Raw genomic sequence first — 16,958 nt, 5'->3', positions numbered from 1 at the left:
TATTATGCAGATGACGGGGTTTTTTATTATATAGATTGGTACAGATATATATTAAATATTATATAAATAATTAGCAAGTAAACAGATTAATCGTACTATCAATTGCTAAATGGAGGGATTTTAAGTGGATTATAAAAAACTAGTTGCAGAAAGAATAAAAGAAAATGTAGAATTAGAGCTTGATACTTTAGAAAAGCTTATTGAGATACCACCAAAGCCTGAAATGGGAGATTATGCCTTCCCTTGTTTTCAGCTTTCTAAGACATTAAGAAAAGCACCAAATATGATAGCAGAAGAGTTGAAAGATAAAATTAATAAAGAAGGTTTTGAAAGAGTTGAAAATTTAGGACCATATCTAAACTTTTTTGTAGATAAAACAGATTTTATAAAAACTACAGTAGAGAAAATATTAACTGAAGGAGATACTTACGGATCATCATGTATAGGAGAGGGTAAAAATATATGTGTTGAGTATTCATCAGTTAACATTGCAAAGCCTTTTCATGTAGGACACTTATTTGGCACCGCTATAGGTAGAGCCTTATATGAAATGTTAAATTCACAGGGATACAATTGTGTTAGAATAAATCATCTTGGAGATTGGGGAACTCAGTTTGGAAAGCTTATATCAGCATATAAAAGATGGTGTGATGAAGAAGCTCTAGAAAGAGAGCCTATTAATGAATTGTTAAGAATTTATGTTAAATTCCACGATGAAGCGGAGAAAGACCCAACTTTAAATGATGAAGGCAGGATGTATTTTAAGAAATTAGAAGACGGTTCAGAAGAAGAAGTAAAGTTGTGGCAAAGATTTAAAGATCTAAGCCTAAAAGAGTTTGAAAGAGTTTATGGTATGCTTGGAGTTGAATTTGATTCTTATGCTGGAGAAAGTTTTTACTCCGATAAAATGGATGCTGTAATAGAAGAAATAGACAGCAAGGGATTATTGGTTGAAAGTAATGGTGCTAAAGTTGTAATGCTTGATGAATATAATATGCCTCCATGTATTGTAAAAAAAGCTGATGGAGCTACAATATACGCTACACGTGACTTAGCAGCAGCAATTTATAGAAAGAAAACTTATGATTTTGATAAGAGCATATATGTAGTTGGAGTGGGGCAATCACTTCACTTTAAGCAAATATTTACTACATTGAAGCTTATGGGTAATGACTGGGCTGATTTGTGTAATCATGTTGCTTATGGGCTTGTAAGATTTGCAGATAAAAAACTATCTACAAGAAAAGGCGACGTAGTACTACTTGAAGACTTACTAAGAGAGTCCGTTGAAAAGACATTACAAATAATAAATGAAAAAAATCCTAGCCTTGAAAATAAGGAAGAGGTTGCTAAAAAGGTAGGTATAGGTGCAGTTGTATTTACTTATTTAAAGAATAGTAAGGAAAAGGATATAGTGTTTGACTGGAGTGAAATACTAAGTTTCGATGGTGAAACTGGTCCATACGTACAGTACAGTTATGCAAGAGGAAAGAGCATACTCAGAAGAGCGGAAGCGGTTAGTGGAGAAGTAGACTATAGTAAATTAAGTTCTAAAGAAGAGTTTGAGCTTGTAAAGTCTCTTGAAGGCTTTAACAAAGCTATATTAAATTCTATAGAGAGACTAGAACCTTTTATAGTAACAAGATATATAATAGAAGTAGCTAAAGGGTTTAATAAATTCTACAATGCATGCAGTATAATTAATGCAGAAAATGAAGAAATAAAGAAAGCAAGATTAAAGCTTGTAGAGGCAGTTTGTCAGGTGTTAAAGAATGGGTTAAAGCTTATTGGATTAGAAATTGTAGAAAAGATGTAGGATATATAATCGCAAAAGGCAGTGAAGCATATTCATTGCCTTTTGTATATTTGCAAATTTAAGTTATTATTATATAATAAAGTGAAACTTGAATCAGATGGGGTTTTAACCCAACCTGATTCTTAGTTGAACCAATCCAGGGACGTAGCCGCTCTTTACTTCCTCTTTAGGAGGAGGAAGTATTAGAGCGGGTAGTCATCGGATAAATAATATGAACAAGCTTGATAACTAAGTTTAAGTTGAGTAGTTATTTGACAATATATTTTTATAGTTTTTATGAACAATGATTTGGAGGATGGGTTAATGTTTATTAAGGAATATAATGACTCCTTAAATATAAATAATAGCATTTTTAATGATTATGAAATGCTTGATGTTGCATATTTTGATATTGAGACTACAGGTTTTGATAAGGGAGAAGATAGTATAATATTAATATCACTTGGAAAATTTATTACTGATGAAATTTTTTCTATAAAGCAATATTTTGCAGAATGTTTAGAGGACGAAAAAGATATACTGTATAAACTTGTGAAAGATTTAAATGGAACTAGTAAATGGTGTTCTTATAATGGGATTGCTTTTGATGAACCTTTTATAAGAAGACGAATGGAAAAGCATGGTATATGTTTCGAAGCACCACAACTCCACATAGATCTGTATAGATTAATAAGACCGTATTATAAGCAATTAGGTATGGAAAGATGTAATCTTAAAAGTGTTGAAAGGCATATTGGTATACAAAGAGAAGATCAAATTGATGGTGGAATTAGTGTAGATATGTATAAAGAATTCTTGGTAACGTCTGAGGAAGCTTTGAAGAATACTATAATGTTGCACAATTATGAAGATGTTTTAAACTTGCCGAAGATACATGAATATATTTATAATGTTGAGAAAAATGATAAACTAATAAGAGAAGATAGGATTACAGAGAAACAACTAAAATATTTAAATAGCTTATTAGCTAAGAATAAGATATCATTGGACACAGAATTAGACAGGATATCAAAAAGAGCGGCTTCTAGAGTAATAGATTATTTATTAAAAGGTTGCAATGATTCGGAAGAAATAGCCAATATAATTAGCAATAGTTATTAACAGAATTCTGCTGTTAATAACTATTGCTATATTTATTTACACAATATTTTATTAAATTTAATGTGGTTTCTTATAATGTGGGCAATGGCTTGAGCAAGATCCGCAATCACAGCCACCTGTAGCTTTTTTCTTTACGTTTTTATATAAAATGTAAGCTGCTGAGACTACTATAATTGAGGTTACTATAATTTCAATTGACATTTAATCACCTCCGAAAGTACTAAAATAGAGAACCGATTCTAAATACTATAAAGGATACAATCCAAGCGAGAGAGAACTGATAAACTACAGAAAATATAGCCATATTTCTTCCGTATTCCTTTTTCATTGCAGCAACTGCAGAAATACAAGGTGTATACAAAAGTACAAAAATTAAGAAGGCGTAAGCTGAAAGTGGCGTAAAATGGCTTAACAGGGTTGTTGATAAGTCTCCCCCGTAGATAACCCCCATTGTACCAAGTACTACTTCTTTAGCCATAAGACCAGTAAGTAATGAAACTGAGCTTTCCCAGTCGCCGAAGCCTAAAGGTGCGAAAATTGGACTGATAAATCTACCTATATCTGATAGTATGCTGTTATTGATCTCTGTCATACCTGAAAAATTAAAGTTAGATAAAAACCAAACTACAACAGATACTGAAAATATTAAGGTTCCCGCTTTCCTTAAAAAATCCTTACCTTTATCCCAAGTATGAGATATAAGGTTTCTAAACTCAGGTAATTTATATTCTGGAAGCTCTATAATAAATGGCTCTTCATCTTTCTTAAATATAGTGCTTTTAAAGAAAATACCTATAATAAATGCGGTTCCAATCCCTACAGCGTATAAAGACAGTATAACAGTAGCAGCGTGTTTGGGGAAGAAGGCTGCTACAAAAGCTGCATAAACAGGAAGTCTTGCGTTACAGGACATAAGTGGTGCTAAAAGTGCTGTGAGTTTTCTGTCCCTTTCACTTTCCAAGGTTCTTGCAGACATTATTCCTGGTACAGAACATCCGAAGCTTATAATAAGTGGAATAAATGCTTTTCCTGAGAGTCCCATTTTTCTCATCACTCTATCCATCATAAGAGCAGCTCTTGCCATATATCCACTATCTTCTAGGAAGGATATTCCTAAAAATAGAGCAAGTATAACAGGAAGAAAAACTATAACAGATCCAACTCCACCAACGATACCATCAATTATTAAAGAGCTAAACCAAGGACTTGTACTTGATAACATATTTTGTAAGTAAGGAACTAAAATACCATCCACCGTGTCGCTAAATAAATCTGCCAAAGGTTGTCCAACCCAACTAAAAGTAAATTTAAAAATAAGTACTAACATTGCAATAAAGATTGGATATGCTAAAAACTTGTTAAGCAGTATCTTATCAATTTTTTCAGTAGTTGAAACACTATTTGTTTTATTATATGTCAAACATCTATTTAAGATACTGCTGATGTAGTTATAACTTTCTTTCTCGCTTTGAAAATGATAACTGTTATCAATTGAAGAATTTAAAAAATTGCCACCAGCAAGGAGTTGTTTAAGTTCTTGAATACCTTTTCCTTTGGAAGCTACAATAGGAATTACCTTAACATTTAATTCTTCTGATAATATAGAATAATCTATTTTTATTCCCTTAGACTCAGCTACATCAATCATATTTAAGACTAAAATTATGGGTTTATTAAATTCTTTAAGTTGTGTTGTAAGATATAGGTTTCTTTCTAAGTTAGAAGCATCTACAATATTTACTATAACGTCTGGTTCACCACTAAGTAAAAATTCTTTAGACACCTTCTCCTCATTAGAATATGTATCCATAGCATAAATTCCAGGTAGGTCTATAATCTTAATTGAATTATCAATAAAACCTTCTTTTTTCTCTACAGTAACTCCAGCCCAATTACCTACATATTGATTAGATCCGGTTAAAAGGTTAAAAAGAGAAGTCTTACCTACATTTGGATTGCCAAGCAAAGCTGCTGTTATCATATTATTCCTCCTGTATATGTTTATTTTCGTTAGCATTGCCAATATACAATTCGGCAATAAAGCTCATATTTTATAATTTAATTAAATAACCTCAAAGGATATAATGAGTTAGATTTAGCTAAAGTTAACAAATATGTTTTTTGCATCTTTCTTACGAATAGCTAAATTAAATCCTCTCAAGTTTATAATTAATGGATCACCGAAAGGAGCAGAAGTTTTTACAGATACTTCAGTACCTTCTATACAACCTAATGCTAAAAGTCTTTTGGCTAATTTTTCATCTCCTGTAATATTTTCTATTAAAGCTTTTTGACCTGGTTTTAAATCACAAATACTCATTTTTACCACCTCGTAATGAAAATCATTATCATTTATTAATTTAATAATAACACGGTTACTACAAGGTGTCAATAATATTCTTGACAAAATAAACCAATGGATATTATTATGTAATAGTGATTATCACATGAATTATAATTAGTTATTTTTTAATAATATCTATTATATATGAAAGGTTGAAGATACAAAAAAGGTTTATTATTCACCGTAACATTTAAAGTGATTTTGCATATATTATATTTAAAATAAGCAAACTTCAGATGTAATTTTATATTTTTATTAAAGACTTGTAAATTAGATAATTATATATATTCAACAAAGGGCAATAATGTATGTCAATTATATGTTAAAAAGTATATAATGTAATAAAAATATTATTAAGCGTAAGGAGGAGAAAAATGATAACAGCAGCTTTTTTTGATATAGACGGTACTTTATATAGAGAAGGATTAATTGCAGAGGTCTTTAAAAAACTTGTTAAATATGAAGTGATTCCATCCGATAGGTGGTATAAAGAAGTAAAACCAGAGTATGATAAATGGGATAAAAGGCAAGGAAATTACGATAACTATCTTTTAAAAATGGCTGACATATACATTGAAGCGATAAAAGGTCTTCATAAATCTCAGATAGAATTTATCGCAAGAAATGTAATATCACAAAAGGGTGATAGAGTATATACTTATACTAGAGATAGAATAAAGTGGCATAAGGAAAAGGGTCATAAGATAATCACTGTATCAGGAAGCCCTATAGAACTCGTAAGGGAAATGTCGTTTAAGTATGGGTTTGATGATTATAGAGGTGCCATATACCAAATGGATAAGAATGAGATGTATACAGGTGATGTAATACCAATGTGGGATAGTGATAGCAAAAGAAAGGCAATAAATGAATTAGTTAGAAGATATGATATAGACTTAAATGAAAGTTATGCATATGGTGACACAGCAGGAGATTTTACTATGTTTGAAATGGTTAAATACCCCATTTGCGTTAATCCTACAAAGGAAATCTTGCACAAAGTTCTTAGTCATGAAGAGCTTAGAAAAAGAATTGAGATTATTGTGGAAAGGAAAGATGTTGTATATAATTTAAAACCAGAATGTATTAATAATTTTTAATTTGGTAATTAATTACAGTTCTCTTGACTATAAAATTAGTACATGTATAATATAAATGATATAGTAATAGCATATCGCTATGTTTTACATGATTAATTAGAAAAGAGTGGTAGAGTGATTGAAAGACATAAAAGCATAAATGTAGATACAGTATTATACCAAAATTCGCTTATAATAGAGGAAAATAGTAATATATTTAAAGATGCTCTATTTTTTGACCTAGAACATTATATATACAAGAAGCCCATATGCATAGGGGTTTTTGGATGCTGTTATTTTGATGAAAAAGAGAATAAATTGCAGGTTACTCAGTATATGATTGAGAATAAAAATGACATAAAAAGTATACTAAAATTAGCAAAAGATTATTTTAGAAAAATGTCTATTCATTATGGTAAAAAATATATAATTACATTTTCAGGGAATAATGATTTTACAGTGATTAATTATCTTTTTGAAAAATATAAGGTACAATATGATATAGAAAAGTACTTTCAGCATATTGATATTCAGAAGCAATATGAATTAGAAAAACATGCCCCAATAGGACTTAAAACGCTTGAAAAACAGTTCCATATTTTGAGAGACAGTGAAGTTATAAGTGGCTCAAATCTTGCGAAAACCTTCAGCAAAATTATCAAAGATGATGATTATATTAAAAGGATGCCAACTGATAAGAAAGAAAAGATACTTTTATATAATGAACAAGATGTAGTAAGTCTTTTTCATATATATGTAAATTGGAATGCTGTAGTAAATAATAATGAAGTATCAGAAGATCTACTGTCAAAAAAAGAAGAATAAAAAAGTGCTAAGATTTAGGAAAAGGCCTTAAATACCTGAATTTTAGCATTTTTTTAATTTATAATTGCCCTTATCATTTTAATAATGTATTATTATGTATATAATATCAAATGTACAAAATATTTAAGGAGTTTGATTCGATGTTTAGTCCGATTAAAAATACAAAGGTTTATGAACAAGTCATAAATCAGATTAAAGATATGATAGTAAATGGTACTCTCAAAAAAGGAGATAAACTGCCATCAGAAAGGGAACTTGTAGAACATCTTCAGGTAAGTAGAACCTCTATTAGAGAAGCTCTAAGAGCACTCCAAATTATAGGGCTAATAGAGTGTAGACATGGGGAAGGTAACTACATCAGCCAGAATTTTGAAAATGGTCTATTTGAACCTTTATCAATAATGTTTATGCTTCAAGATAGTAACCCAGAAGAGATCATTGAGGTGAGAAAAGTTATTGAGGTAGAAACTGCATCCATAGCTGCGCAAAAAATAACAGATAAAGAACTTGAAAGCCTCGAGATATTAATAAAAGCTTTTAAGAATTCTAATAATGAAGATGATAACGTTAAGATTGATAAAAAGTTTCATTACGAGATAGCCCAAGCGTCAAGAAACTTTATAATAGTTAACATATTAAATGCAATCTCTTCACTAATAGATTCCTTTATTAAAGACGCTAGAAAAAAAATATTAATAGACGAAAGAAACTTAGAAGGTCTTGCAAAGCAACATGAAGATATTTATGATGCACTAAAAAATCATAACTCCAAAAAAGCAGCTGAAGCAATGAGAAGACACTTAGATTTCGCAAATGAGTATATGATGAAGTAACTACTTATGAAAGATACCAATCAGTGTAAACTTATACGCTGATTGGTATTTTATTATATTATAAGTATATTATAACTATATTTGCAGTTGTAATAGTAGAAATTTATGAAATTGTGTGATAATATAGAATTGTTGGTCGTTGTACCGATTTTTAGAATAGAATTAGTTTGCTAAATGTGATGAATTCTATTGAATATTTACTATATTCATGAAAACGATTAAATAAGGATTTTTATTTCAGGGGGAGATAACATGCTATTCAACTGCAGGAAGGAATGTAAAAAAGTTGACAGAAAGGATTTAGAGTTTTTAATGAAGCTATTGGGATTGAATAGGGTATATGTAATGGATGAAATACGAAAGTATTTAGGTGAGAATGGACTAGAAGGAGTAAGTATAATGCCTGAGGTTATGGTTGAAGCATTAAACGAAGAAGAAACCTCAATCGTTATGGCTTATGCGAAAGAACAAAACATTAAAGTTGTTGTAAGAGAAATAACGAATCAATCGGTGGAATACTCAGCGCCTGTTTATGGTGGAATAATGATAAATTTTAATAAATCAAATATGGCAGTTTAATATAATAAAAGACCAGAGTAGAAAATAAAAAGCACTCTGGTCTTTATTATTTCTCAGAACTTGTTAATGAAATAACTCTATTTAAAACTTTCAATTGTTTCTATAAAAAATGAGAATTTTTTTTATTTATAAAAAACTAATTGTAAACGTTATTATAACAAAGAGTATGTAAAAAGTGAAAAATTTAACCTTGATGTTAAGAAAATAACTATCGTAGAAAGATTAAAAAAGTTATGATAAGATGAAATCAACAGGTAGTGGTCATACCACACTATCTAAAAGGGGGGCTAATATGAATATATATCTACTCTTTTTCCTTGCATTAATACCAATAGTATGGCTTATGATTTCACTTGGTGTGCTAAAAACGCCAGGGCATAAGGCAACTCCAATTACTTTATTAATAACATTAATTTTATCCATTGTAGTGTGGAAAATGCCGATGGTAAGCGCTTTGAGAGCTGGGCTGGAAGGGGCAGCAAATGCACTATGGCCAATTATGATTGTTATAGTAGCAGCAGTATTTATTTACAATTTATCTATTCATACAAAAAGTATGGATTTAATTAAAACCATGATGACTGGTATTACAACAGACCAGAGAATACTAGTTTTAATATTAGCATGGGGCTTTGGTGGATTTCTTGAAGCAATTGCAGGTTTTGGTACTGCGGTTGCAATTCCTGCCAGTATAATGGCAGCTCTAGGATTTGATCCAGTGTTCGCGGCAATTATTTGTTTAATAGCTAATACAACACCGACAGCTTTTGGGGCGATAGGGCTTCCAGTTTCTACGCTAGCTAAACTTACAAACTTAAATCCCAATACGCTAAGTTATGCAGTAGGAATACAGCTATCAATTCTAATTGTTCTTGTACCAATAATTCTTGTTATGCTTACAGGAAAGAGCCCTAAAGCAATTAAAGGAGTTTTTGGGATAGCGTTAATATCAGGTTTATCTTTTGCAATACCAGAAGTTTTGGCAGCTAAATATATGGGGGCAGAGCTACCAGCCATACTTGGTTCAGTAGTTTGTTTAGCAGCTACAATAGCTTGGGCTAAGATATTCCATAAAGATAAAGCAGCAAAAGATGTGGAAAAAATACCGTTTAATAAAGCATTTATGGCATGGATTCCATTTATATTGGTATTTATAATTATATTATTTACAAGTTCACTATTCCCAGGAATAAGCAAGAGTTTATCAAAAGTAAGTACTACAATTCCAATCTTCCATCCTTATACATTTGTTTGGATCAATAACCCAGGTTCCTTAATTATAATAGCAGGTTTTATAGGAGGATTAATTCAAGGAGCTCGATTTGGAGAAATATTGTCAGTTTTCGGCAAAACTGCAAAGCAAATGACTAAGTCAGCTATTACAATAGTTTCCATAGTAGCACTTGCTAAAGTTATGAGTTATAGTGGAATGATCAAATCAATAGCTGTTGTTTTAGTTGCAGTAACTGGACATGCATATCCTCTAATATCGCCAATCATAGGCGCTCTCGGAACCTTTGTTACAGGTAGTGATACTTCTGCCAATATATTATTTGGACCACTTCAAGTAGAAGCAGCTAAATCACTAGGGCTAAATTCTTACTGGCTTGCAGCAGCAAACACAGGTGGTGCTACAGCAGGCAAGATGATATCGCCACAAAGTATTGCAGTTGCTACAGCAGCTACAGGGCTTGCTGGAGCAGAAGGAAGGATATTAAATGCAACGCTAAAATTCTGTATAGTATATGTAATCGTTTTGGGGATCATGGCTTACTTTATGGGACCAATGTTTGGATTCTAAGGAATAAAACTTAATCACAGGGGGGAATTTAGATGGGAAAAATAAAAATACCATATCATAGGCAAATGCTTCAAATAGAAGTTGATGATAAAAATTTAGTTGGAGTATTGGAATCAAAGGCATCAGAATATAGAACAACTTTAACTCAGCAAGAACTTGTTGAACAAGCATTAGATAATCCAATAGGTAGTGAAACACTTGAAGGATTAGTTAAGGGGAAGAGCAATATGGTCATTATTACTAGTGACCATACAAGACCAGTTCCAAGCAAAATAACAATGCCTATACTCTTGAAAAGAATAAGAGAAGTAAATCCTAATATAGATATAAAAATTCTTATAGCAACAGGATTTCATAGAGCATCAACTAAAGAAGAGTTAATAAATAAGTTTGGTGAGGAAATTGTTAAGAATGAACAAATAGTAATGCATGATTCACAAGATGATAATAGTATGATGAAGGTTGGAATACTTCCTTCAGGTGGAGAGCTTATATTAAATAAGCTAGCAATGGAAACGGAGCTGTTAATCGCTGAAGGATTTATAGAAGCGCACTTTTTTGCTGGTTTCTCTGGTGGGAGAAAAAGCATATTACCAGGAGTTGCATCAGCAAAAACCGTTATGGCAAACCATTGCTCAGAGTTTATAGCGAGTCCATACGCCAGAACAGGAATATTAAAAAATAATCCAATACACAAGGACATGATTTATGCAGCAGAGAAATCAAGATTAGCCTTTATATTAAATGTAGTAATCGATAGTGAAAAAAGAATTATTAAGGCAGTTGCAGGACATAGTGAGCATGCTCATGAAGAAGGTTGTAAATTTGTGTTAGAACTATCAAAAATAGATAAAGTAGATGCAGATATAGTTGTTTCAACTAATGGTGGTTACCCTTTAGATCAGAATATTTATCAATCAGTAAAAGGAATGACGGCTGCTGAAGCTACCTGTAATGAGGGTGGAGTAATAATTATGGTGTCGGCTTGCAATGATGGTCATGGGGGACAATCTTTCTACGATAACTTAGCTAATGCAAAGTCACCTAAAGAACTTCTAGAGAGAATAGCTAAGGTTCCAAGAAATGAAACTGTGCCAGATCAATGGGAGTTTCAGATACTAGCTAGAATGCTTGATAAATATACAGTAATACTGGTCACAGATATGTGCGATCCACAGATGATAAAAAACATGCACATGGAACATGCTTTTAGCTTTGAGGAGGCTCTAAATAGAGCTTATGAATTAAAAGGAGAGAGTGCTAAGGTTGCAGTTATTCCTGATGGGGTGTCAGTTATAGTTAGGTAAGAGCTAGTTATTTATGTCGATATATTCTCGGTGTTGTTAACTATCGAATATGCCAACATAAATAACTTGAAAATCACCTAACTAATAAATTAGTAAAAGTAAATTTAATTATATAAACTATTTTCAAATTTTGGAGGTATAAATATGGATATATTAGTATGTATAAAACAAGTACCAGGAACTACAAAGGTTGAGGTAGATCCAGTAACAGGTGTGTTAAAAAGAGACGGAGTAGATTCAAAGATGAATCCATATGATTTATATGCCCTAGAAACAGCATTAAGAATAAGAGAGGAAAAGGGCGGTACAGTAAAAATAATTAGTATGGGGCCGCCACAAGCGGCAGAAGTGATTAAAGAAGCATATATGATGGGAGCAGATGAAGGAGTACTTCTTTCAGACAGGAAATTTGCAGGTGCAGACGTAATTGCTACATCCTATACGCTTTCTCAAGGTGTAAAAAAGATGGGAAATATAGACTTAATACTGTGTGGAAAACAGACAACAGATGGTGATACAGCACAGGTTGGTCCTGAAATGGCAGAATATTTAGGAATACCGCACATATCAAACGTTTTAAAGATAGAAGATGTAAAGCAAGAGTCAATAATAGTTGAAATGGATATGCCAAATACAATAGAGGTGGCAGAGATAAAATTCCCTTGTCTTTTAACTGTAGAAAAGGATATTTTTCAACCAAGACTTCCATCATACAGAAAGAAGCTAGAGACAAAGAATAGAGAAATAAAGGTGTTAGGTCTTAAAGATTTTGAAGATCAAAATGAAAAGAGATATGGGCTAAATGGGTCACCAACACAGGTTGAAAGAATATTCCCACCGGAAGTAAATACAGACAAAGAACTATGGAACGGGACTGGTGAAGAATTAGGGGATAAGATAACAGCTAAGCTTAAAGAGCTTAAGTTTATCTGATGACTGCCCACTCCAATACTTACCTCTTTTTTAAGGGATACGTTTCGAGCGGCTGCATTCCCAAGTAACGATTTCTAAGTGGCAAAGACACTAAGAACTCTGTTTATATAATTAGAGATTGAGAATTAATAAAAGGTCAAGTGTGTTTTTCTTTTCGAGTTAAAAAATAAAATTGATTATTAGATTTATGTTGAATAAAACATTGTTATAGAAATAATGAATTAAGAAGTAAATGAAGTGGAGGAATGAAGAGTGGGAAGATTATTAGTGAATCAGGAGAAATTAACTCCTTCAATTATAGAAGAATTAATTAATGTGTGTCCATTTTCAGCTATGGAAGAGAAAGATGGAAAAATAGAAATAAATGCAGCTTGCAAAATGTGCAAGCTTTGTGTAAAAAAAGGACCGACAGGCGTAATGGAGTTCATTGAAGATGAACAAGTTTCTATAGATAAGAGCTTATGGAAAGGCATAGCAGTGTATGTAGATCATGTTGAAGGTGATATACATCCTGTAACTTATGAGCTTATAGGAAAGGGAAGAGAGTTAGCCGAAAAAATAAATCATCCAGTTTATGCTGTATTTGTAGGACACGATATTAAGGAGAAGGCTAAAGAACTACTACATTATGGTGTAGATGAAGTGTTTATATACGATTATGAAGAGCTAAAGGACTTTAGAATAGAGCCATATACAGCAGCAATGGAAGATTTTATTAATAAAGTGAAACCATCAACATTACTAGTTGGAGCAACAACAGTAGGAAGGTCACTAGCTCCGAGAGTAGCAGCAAGATTTAAAACTGGTCTTACAGCTGATTGTACAGTGCTTGATATGAAAGAAAATACTGATTTAGTACAGATTAGGCCTGCATTCGGTGGAAACATAATGGCACAGATACTAAACCCAAACAATAGACCACAGCTTGCAACAGTGAGATACAAGGTAATGAATTCGCCAGAGAGAACTATAGAAGAATCGGGTAAAATAACATTGTGTGAGATTGATACTACAAAGCTTCGTTCAAATATAAATGTATTAAAAGTAACCAAGAAAGAAGCGGAAGTTGGTATATCAGATGCTGAAGTAATAGTAGTTGCAGGAAGAGGAATAAAATCAGAAAAAGATTTAGAAATGATAAGAGAACTTGCAAGTTTACTTGGCGGACAGGTGGCAGTTACTAGACCGATTATAGAAGCGGGTTGGGGAGATGCAAAACGTCAAATAGGGTTAAGCGGAAGAACAGTAAAACCAAAATTAATTATAACTTGTGGAGTATCAGGTTCAGTACAGTTCGTGGCAGGAATGAATGGCTCAGATTGTATAATTGCAATAAACAAGGATCCTAAAGCTTCAATATTTAATGTAGCTCACTATGGAATAGTAGGAGATATTTATGAAATTGTTCCAAAGTTAATAAATAATATTAAAGAGGGTAACGGAATAGCTTAACGAATTCATAAAGTACAGTTGACAGTTATAGATAAGATAATATTTATAAATGAGATATCAAGTGTCAACTGTATATTTTTAGATATCAGATTTCTTGGAAAGCTTAGATGGGAATATCAAAATAAAAGTCCGGAGGTAAGGAATATGTGCAATAATGAGTATAAAAAGGTAGAGGGAAAAGATATAGAATTTTTAGTGAGTGTATTAGGGGAAGACAGAGTATATGTTGGAGAGAATATAAATGAGGATTTCAGCCATGATGAATTAGGTGGAGTAAGCAGAATGCCAGAAGCTATGGTTGAAGTATTGAGTACGGAAGAAGTTTCAAGAATAATGACATATGCTTATGAAAATAATATTCCTGTAGTTGCGAGAGGTTCAGGAACTGGACTAGTTGGAGCTTCTGTGCCTATTCATGGTGGAATAATGATAAACTTAACTAAGATGAATAGAATTCTTGAATTAGATGAAGAAAATCTAATGTTAACATTAGAACCAGGAGTTCTTCTCATGGAAATAGGAAAGTTTGTAGAGGAGCATGACCTATTTTACCCACCAGATCCAGGTGAAAAATCAGCAACTATAGGTGGAAATATAAACACAAATGCTGGTGGAATGAGAGCTGTTAAATATGGAGTTACAAGAGATTATGTTAGAGGTTTAACTGTTGTACTTCCAACAGGAAAAGTAATAGAAGTTGGTGGAAAAGTAGTTAAAAATAGTTCAGGTTATAGTATAAAAGACTTGATCTGTGGTTCAGAAGGAACTTTAGGAATAATCACAAAAGCTGTGCTTAAGTTACTTCCGCTGCCAAAGAAAGCAATTAGCTTACTTATTCCATTCCCTAACCTAGATATGGCAATAAATACTGTTCCAAAAATTATAAAATCAAAATCAATACCAACAGCAGTTGAGTTTATGCAAAGAGAAGTAATACTTGCTGCAGAAGAGTTCTTAGGAAAGAAATTCCCAGATAACTCATCAGATGCATATTTACTTTTAACATTTGATGGTAATAGTAAAGAAGACATAGAGAAGGATTATGAAAAAGTTGCCAATATTTGCTTAGAAGAAGGTGCGCTTGACGTGTATATTACTGATACCGATGAAAGAAAAGAAGCAGTTTGGTCAGCAAGAGGTGCATTCCTTGAGGCAGTAAAAGCTACAACAACAGAGATGGATGAATGTGACGTTGTAGTTCCAAGAAATAGAGTAGCAGAGTTTGTTAGGTACACAAATGAGTTACAAAAAGAGTTCAATGTAAGAATAAGAAGTTTTGGACATGCGGGTGATGGAAACCTACACGTTTATGTGTTAAGGGATGATTTAGAACAGAAAGAATGGGAAAAGAAGCTTAGTGAGGTATTTGATTGTATGTATAAAAGATCTGTTGAGTTAAGCGGACAGGTATCGGGAGAACATGGAATAGGATATGCTAAGAAGCCATATTTGCTTGAACAGCTCGGTGATGAATATATGGATCTTATGAAAGGTATTAAACTAGCCTTTGACCCTAAAAATATATTGAACCCAGGAAAGGTTTGTCAATAGAAATAACATTTAATTATAGGAAAATATATTGCAAAAAACAATTCTATAAATCAAGGGAGATATGTAATTTAATGATGTGCATACCTCCCTTGATTTTTGTGTTTGCAAAAATACTAATAAATAATAAGGCTAATAAAGATTTTGCGAATAATATTGAAAATAAACGTAAAAATAGATATAGGAATTAAAACCTATATAGAGGAGGTAGAGTGTTTTGACTGTAGCAGCTAATGTAAAGCAAACGCTGGTTAACCTAAAGAGTGCTCAAAGTACTTTAAGAATGTATTCTATCCAGACTCAAAACAGAAAAGCTAAATTAGCTTATAAGGATGCGCTTAAGGTAACTGACGAAGTTGTTCAAGATTTGGAAAGAAGACTAAAGAACATAGAACTTCAAGAACCACAATATAAAAGTAATTAATTGGAGGAAAATATGAAGACTTGGATGATAGTGTTGTTAAGGTCTATAGGCTTATTTGTCTTGACCTTAATTTTAGTTAAGGTTTTAGGGCGAAAGCGTCAAGGTAAAATGACACCTTTTAATTACATTAATTATACAGTAGTTGCAATTTTAGTATCATTAATATCATTAAATTTAATATCAAACTGGGTGTTTGGAATCATAGCTCTAGCTGTGTGGATTTTTCTTCCTATAGCTGTAGATTATGCATCCATGAAAAGTAAATTTTTATATGATTTAATAAATGGAAAAGAAACTATTGTTATAAAAGAAGGCAAAGTAATGGAAGAGAATTTAAAGAGTTCAAGATTTACTGGTGAAGATTTGCTAAGAGAGTTACGTTCTAGAAGTGTATTTAATTTAGCTGATGTAGAATTTGCTGTGATGGAGTCAACTGGTGATTTAAACGTAGTTTTAAAATCAGATAAAAAACCAATTACCCCACAAGACTTAGGAATAAAAGTTTCTCCTCAAGCAGCTCCTCAAACAGTTATTTTAGATGGAAATGTAATTAATGAATCATTAGCCAATTTAGGTTTAAATCAAGGGTGGCTTAATGCCCAATTAGAAAATATGGGTGTAACCTTGGATAATGTATTTATAGGTCAGGTTAACTCAAATGGTGAGTTATATGTAGATCTCTTTGATGATGTTATACAACTTCCACAAACTAATGTTAGGGAACTATTATATGCTAGTATTGAGAAAAGTTACGCAGATCTTATGGGATATGCACTGGAAACTCAAAATACAAAAGCTAAAGCTATGTATATTAACGATGCGAATAGGTTAAAAAAAGTAATGGAAAAATTAGAACCATATTTACTGCGTTAAGATAGATAGCAAAGGTAAATAAATTGGAAGGGAGTAAGTTGAC

General features: G+C 32.1%; 16 protein-coding genes and 1 other annotated feature (1 of these 17 running past the window's edge). Of the genes, 13 read left to right on the top strand and 3 right to left on the bottom strand.

Translation table 11 applies throughout. The annotated features are described in order from the left end of the window. Nucleotides 1-2 (top strand) — a binding site (T-box leader); it begins 244 nt to the left of the window's first position. Between the two features lie 122 nt (nucleotides 3-124). Continuing rightward, nucleotides 125-1,816, top strand: coding sequence for an arginine--tRNA ligase (gene argS / locus AC0N0V_RS16200; RefSeq protein WP_474459230.1), 1,692 nt, complete (start codon nucleotides 125-127; stop codon nucleotides 1,814-1,816). 303 nt (nucleotides 1,817-2,119) lie between these two features. Then, complete coding sequence (locus tag AC0N0V_RS16195) at nucleotides 2,120-2,917, top strand: ribonuclease H-like domain-containing protein (RefSeq protein ID WP_474459228.1); 798 nt, start codon at nucleotides 2,120-2,122, stop codon at nucleotides 2,915-2,917. 57 nt (nucleotides 2,918-2,974) lie between these two features. On the opposite strand, the gene AC0N0V_RS16190 is transcribed toward AC0N0V_RS16195, so the two are convergent. The 3 genes from AC0N0V_RS16190 to AC0N0V_RS16180 all read right to left on the bottom strand — a co-directional run bounded on the left by AC0N0V_RS16190 (nucleotide 2,975) and on the right by AC0N0V_RS16180 (nucleotide 5,237). Next, nucleotides 2,975-3,118 carry a FeoB-associated Cys-rich membrane protein gene (locus AC0N0V_RS16190; protein ID WP_474459226.1) on the bottom strand — a complete coding sequence of 48 codons (144 nt, stop codon included), beginning with the start codon at nucleotides 3,116-3,118 and terminating at the stop codon, nucleotides 2,975-2,977. 19 nt (nucleotides 3,119-3,137) lie between these two features. Beyond that, on the bottom strand, nucleotides 3,138-4,898 hold the full coding sequence (gene feoB / locus AC0N0V_RS16185) for a ferrous iron transport protein B (RefSeq protein WP_474459224.1): 1,761 nt from the start codon (nucleotides 4,896-4,898) through the stop codon (nucleotides 3,138-3,140). Nucleotides 4,899-5,012: 114 nt separating this feature from the next. Beyond that, nucleotides 5,013-5,237, bottom strand: a complete 225-nt coding sequence (locus AC0N0V_RS16180; RefSeq protein WP_474459222.1) for a FeoA family protein — start codon at nucleotides 5,235-5,237, stop codon at nucleotides 5,013-5,015. Nucleotides 5,238-5,635: 398 nt separating this feature from the next. On the opposite strand from AC0N0V_RS16180, the gene AC0N0V_RS16175 reads away from it, so the two are divergent. The 11 genes from AC0N0V_RS16175 to AC0N0V_RS16125 all read left to right on the top strand — a co-directional run bounded on the left by AC0N0V_RS16175 (nucleotide 5,636) and on the right by AC0N0V_RS16125 (nucleotide 16,915). Next, the gene (locus tag AC0N0V_RS16175; protein ID WP_474459220.1) at nucleotides 5,636-6,361 is read left to right on the top strand and encodes an HAD-IB family hydrolase; all 726 of its coding nucleotides are present in this window, start codon (nucleotides 5,636-5,638) and stop codon (nucleotides 6,359-6,361) included. A gap of 114 nt (nucleotides 6,362-6,475) precedes the next feature. After that, complete coding sequence (locus AC0N0V_RS16170; RefSeq protein ID WP_474459218.1) at nucleotides 6,476-7,165, top strand: ribonuclease H-like domain-containing protein; 690 nt, start codon at nucleotides 6,476-6,478, stop codon at nucleotides 7,163-7,165. 140 nt (nucleotides 7,166-7,305) lie between these two features. Continuing rightward, the gene (locus tag AC0N0V_RS16165; RefSeq protein WP_474459216.1) at nucleotides 7,306-7,998 is read left to right on the top strand and encodes a FadR/GntR family transcriptional regulator; all 693 of its coding nucleotides are present in this window, start codon (nucleotides 7,306-7,308) and stop codon (nucleotides 7,996-7,998) included. 252 nt (nucleotides 7,999-8,250) lie between these two features. Continuing rightward, entirely contained in the window at nucleotides 8,251-8,577 is a 327-nt protein-coding gene (locus tag AC0N0V_RS16160) for a hypothetical protein (protein ID WP_474459214.1), read from the top strand. 292 nt (nucleotides 8,578-8,869) lie between these two features. Beyond that, nucleotides 8,870-10,378, top strand: a complete 1,509-nt coding sequence (locus tag AC0N0V_RS16155; RefSeq protein WP_474459212.1) for an L-lactate permease — start codon at nucleotides 8,870-8,872, stop codon at nucleotides 10,376-10,378. 32 nt (nucleotides 10,379-10,410) lie between these two features. Beyond that, nucleotides 10,411-11,685 (top strand): nickel-dependent lactate racemase, encoded by a 1,275-nt coding sequence (gene larA, locus AC0N0V_RS16150; protein WP_474459210.1) that lies wholly within the window; start codon nucleotides 10,411-10,413, stop codon nucleotides 11,683-11,685. 144 nt (nucleotides 11,686-11,829) lie between these two features. Next, on the top strand, nucleotides 11,830-12,618 hold the full coding sequence (locus tag AC0N0V_RS16145; RefSeq protein ID WP_474459208.1) for an electron transfer flavoprotein subunit beta/FixA family protein: 789 nt from the start codon (nucleotides 11,830-11,832) through the stop codon (nucleotides 12,616-12,618). A 252-nt stretch (nucleotides 12,619-12,870) separates the two neighbouring features. Then, nucleotides 12,871-14,070 carry an electron transfer flavoprotein subunit alpha/FixB family protein gene (locus tag AC0N0V_RS16140; RefSeq protein ID WP_474459206.1) on the top strand — a complete coding sequence of 400 codons (1,200 nt, stop codon included), beginning with the start codon at nucleotides 12,871-12,873 and terminating at the stop codon, nucleotides 14,068-14,070. 144 nt (nucleotides 14,071-14,214) lie between these two features. Then, nucleotides 14,215-15,621: an FAD-binding oxidoreductase gene (locus AC0N0V_RS16135; protein ID WP_474459204.1), complete on the top strand. Its 1,407-nt coding sequence runs from the start codon at nucleotides 14,215-14,217 to the stop codon at nucleotides 15,619-15,621. A 214-nt stretch (nucleotides 15,622-15,835) separates the two neighbouring features. Next, nucleotides 15,836-16,042, top strand: a complete 207-nt coding sequence (locus tag AC0N0V_RS16130; RefSeq protein ID WP_474459202.1) for a DUF1657 domain-containing protein — start codon at nucleotides 15,836-15,838, stop codon at nucleotides 16,040-16,042. A 12-nt stretch (nucleotides 16,043-16,054) separates the two neighbouring features. Continuing rightward, nucleotides 16,055-16,915, top strand: coding sequence for a DUF421 domain-containing protein (locus AC0N0V_RS16125; RefSeq protein WP_474459200.1), 861 nt, complete (start codon nucleotides 16,055-16,057; stop codon nucleotides 16,913-16,915). Nucleotides 16,916-16,958 lie beyond the last annotated feature (43 nt).

It is taken from the genome of Clostridium sp. CS1-1 (assembly GCF_056135525.1).
Note: the sequence above shows the minus strand (reverse complement) of the source record. Positions and strands in the feature narration are given on the sequence as shown.

Bases quoted from the DNA above. Each gene is read 5' to 3' on its own strand.
- AC0N0V_RS16195 (WP_474459228.1), top strand. From the start codon at position 2,120: ATGTTTATTAAGGAATATAATGACTCCTTAAATATAAATAATAGCATT.
- AC0N0V_RS16190 (WP_474459226.1), bottom strand. From the start codon at position 3,118: ATGTCAATTGAAATTATAGTAACCTCAATTATAGTAGTCTCAGCAGCT.
- feoB (WP_474459224.1), bottom strand. From the start codon at position 4,898: ATGATAACAGCAGCTTTGCTTGGCAATCCAAATGTAGGTAAGACTTCT.
- AC0N0V_RS16180 (WP_474459222.1), bottom strand. From the start codon at position 5,237: ATGAGTATTTGTGATTTAAAACCAGGTCAAAAAGCTTTAATAGAAAAT.
- AC0N0V_RS16175 (WP_474459220.1), top strand. From the start codon at position 5,636: ATGATAACAGCAGCTTTTTTTGATATAGACGGTACTTTATATAGAGAA.
- AC0N0V_RS16165 (WP_474459216.1), top strand. From the start codon at position 7,306: ATGTTTAGTCCGATTAAAAATACAAAGGTTTATGAACAAGTCATAAAT.
- AC0N0V_RS16160 (WP_474459214.1), top strand. From the start codon at position 8,251: ATGCTATTCAACTGCAGGAAGGAATGTAAAAAAGTTGACAGAAAGGAT.
- AC0N0V_RS16155 (WP_474459212.1), top strand. From the start codon at position 8,870: ATGAATATATATCTACTCTTTTTCCTTGCATTAATACCAATAGTATGG.
- larA (WP_474459210.1), top strand. From the start codon at position 10,411: ATGGGAAAAATAAAAATACCATATCATAGGCAAATGCTTCAAATAGAA.
- AC0N0V_RS16145 (WP_474459208.1), top strand. From the start codon at position 11,830: ATGGATATATTAGTATGTATAAAACAAGTACCAGGAACTACAAAGGTT.
- AC0N0V_RS16135 (WP_474459204.1), top strand. From the start codon at position 14,215: ATGTGCAATAATGAGTATAAAAAGGTAGAGGGAAAAGATATAGAATTT.
- AC0N0V_RS16125 (WP_474459200.1), top strand. From the start codon at position 16,055: ATGAAGACTTGGATGATAGTGTTGTTAAGGTCTATAGGCTTATTTGTC.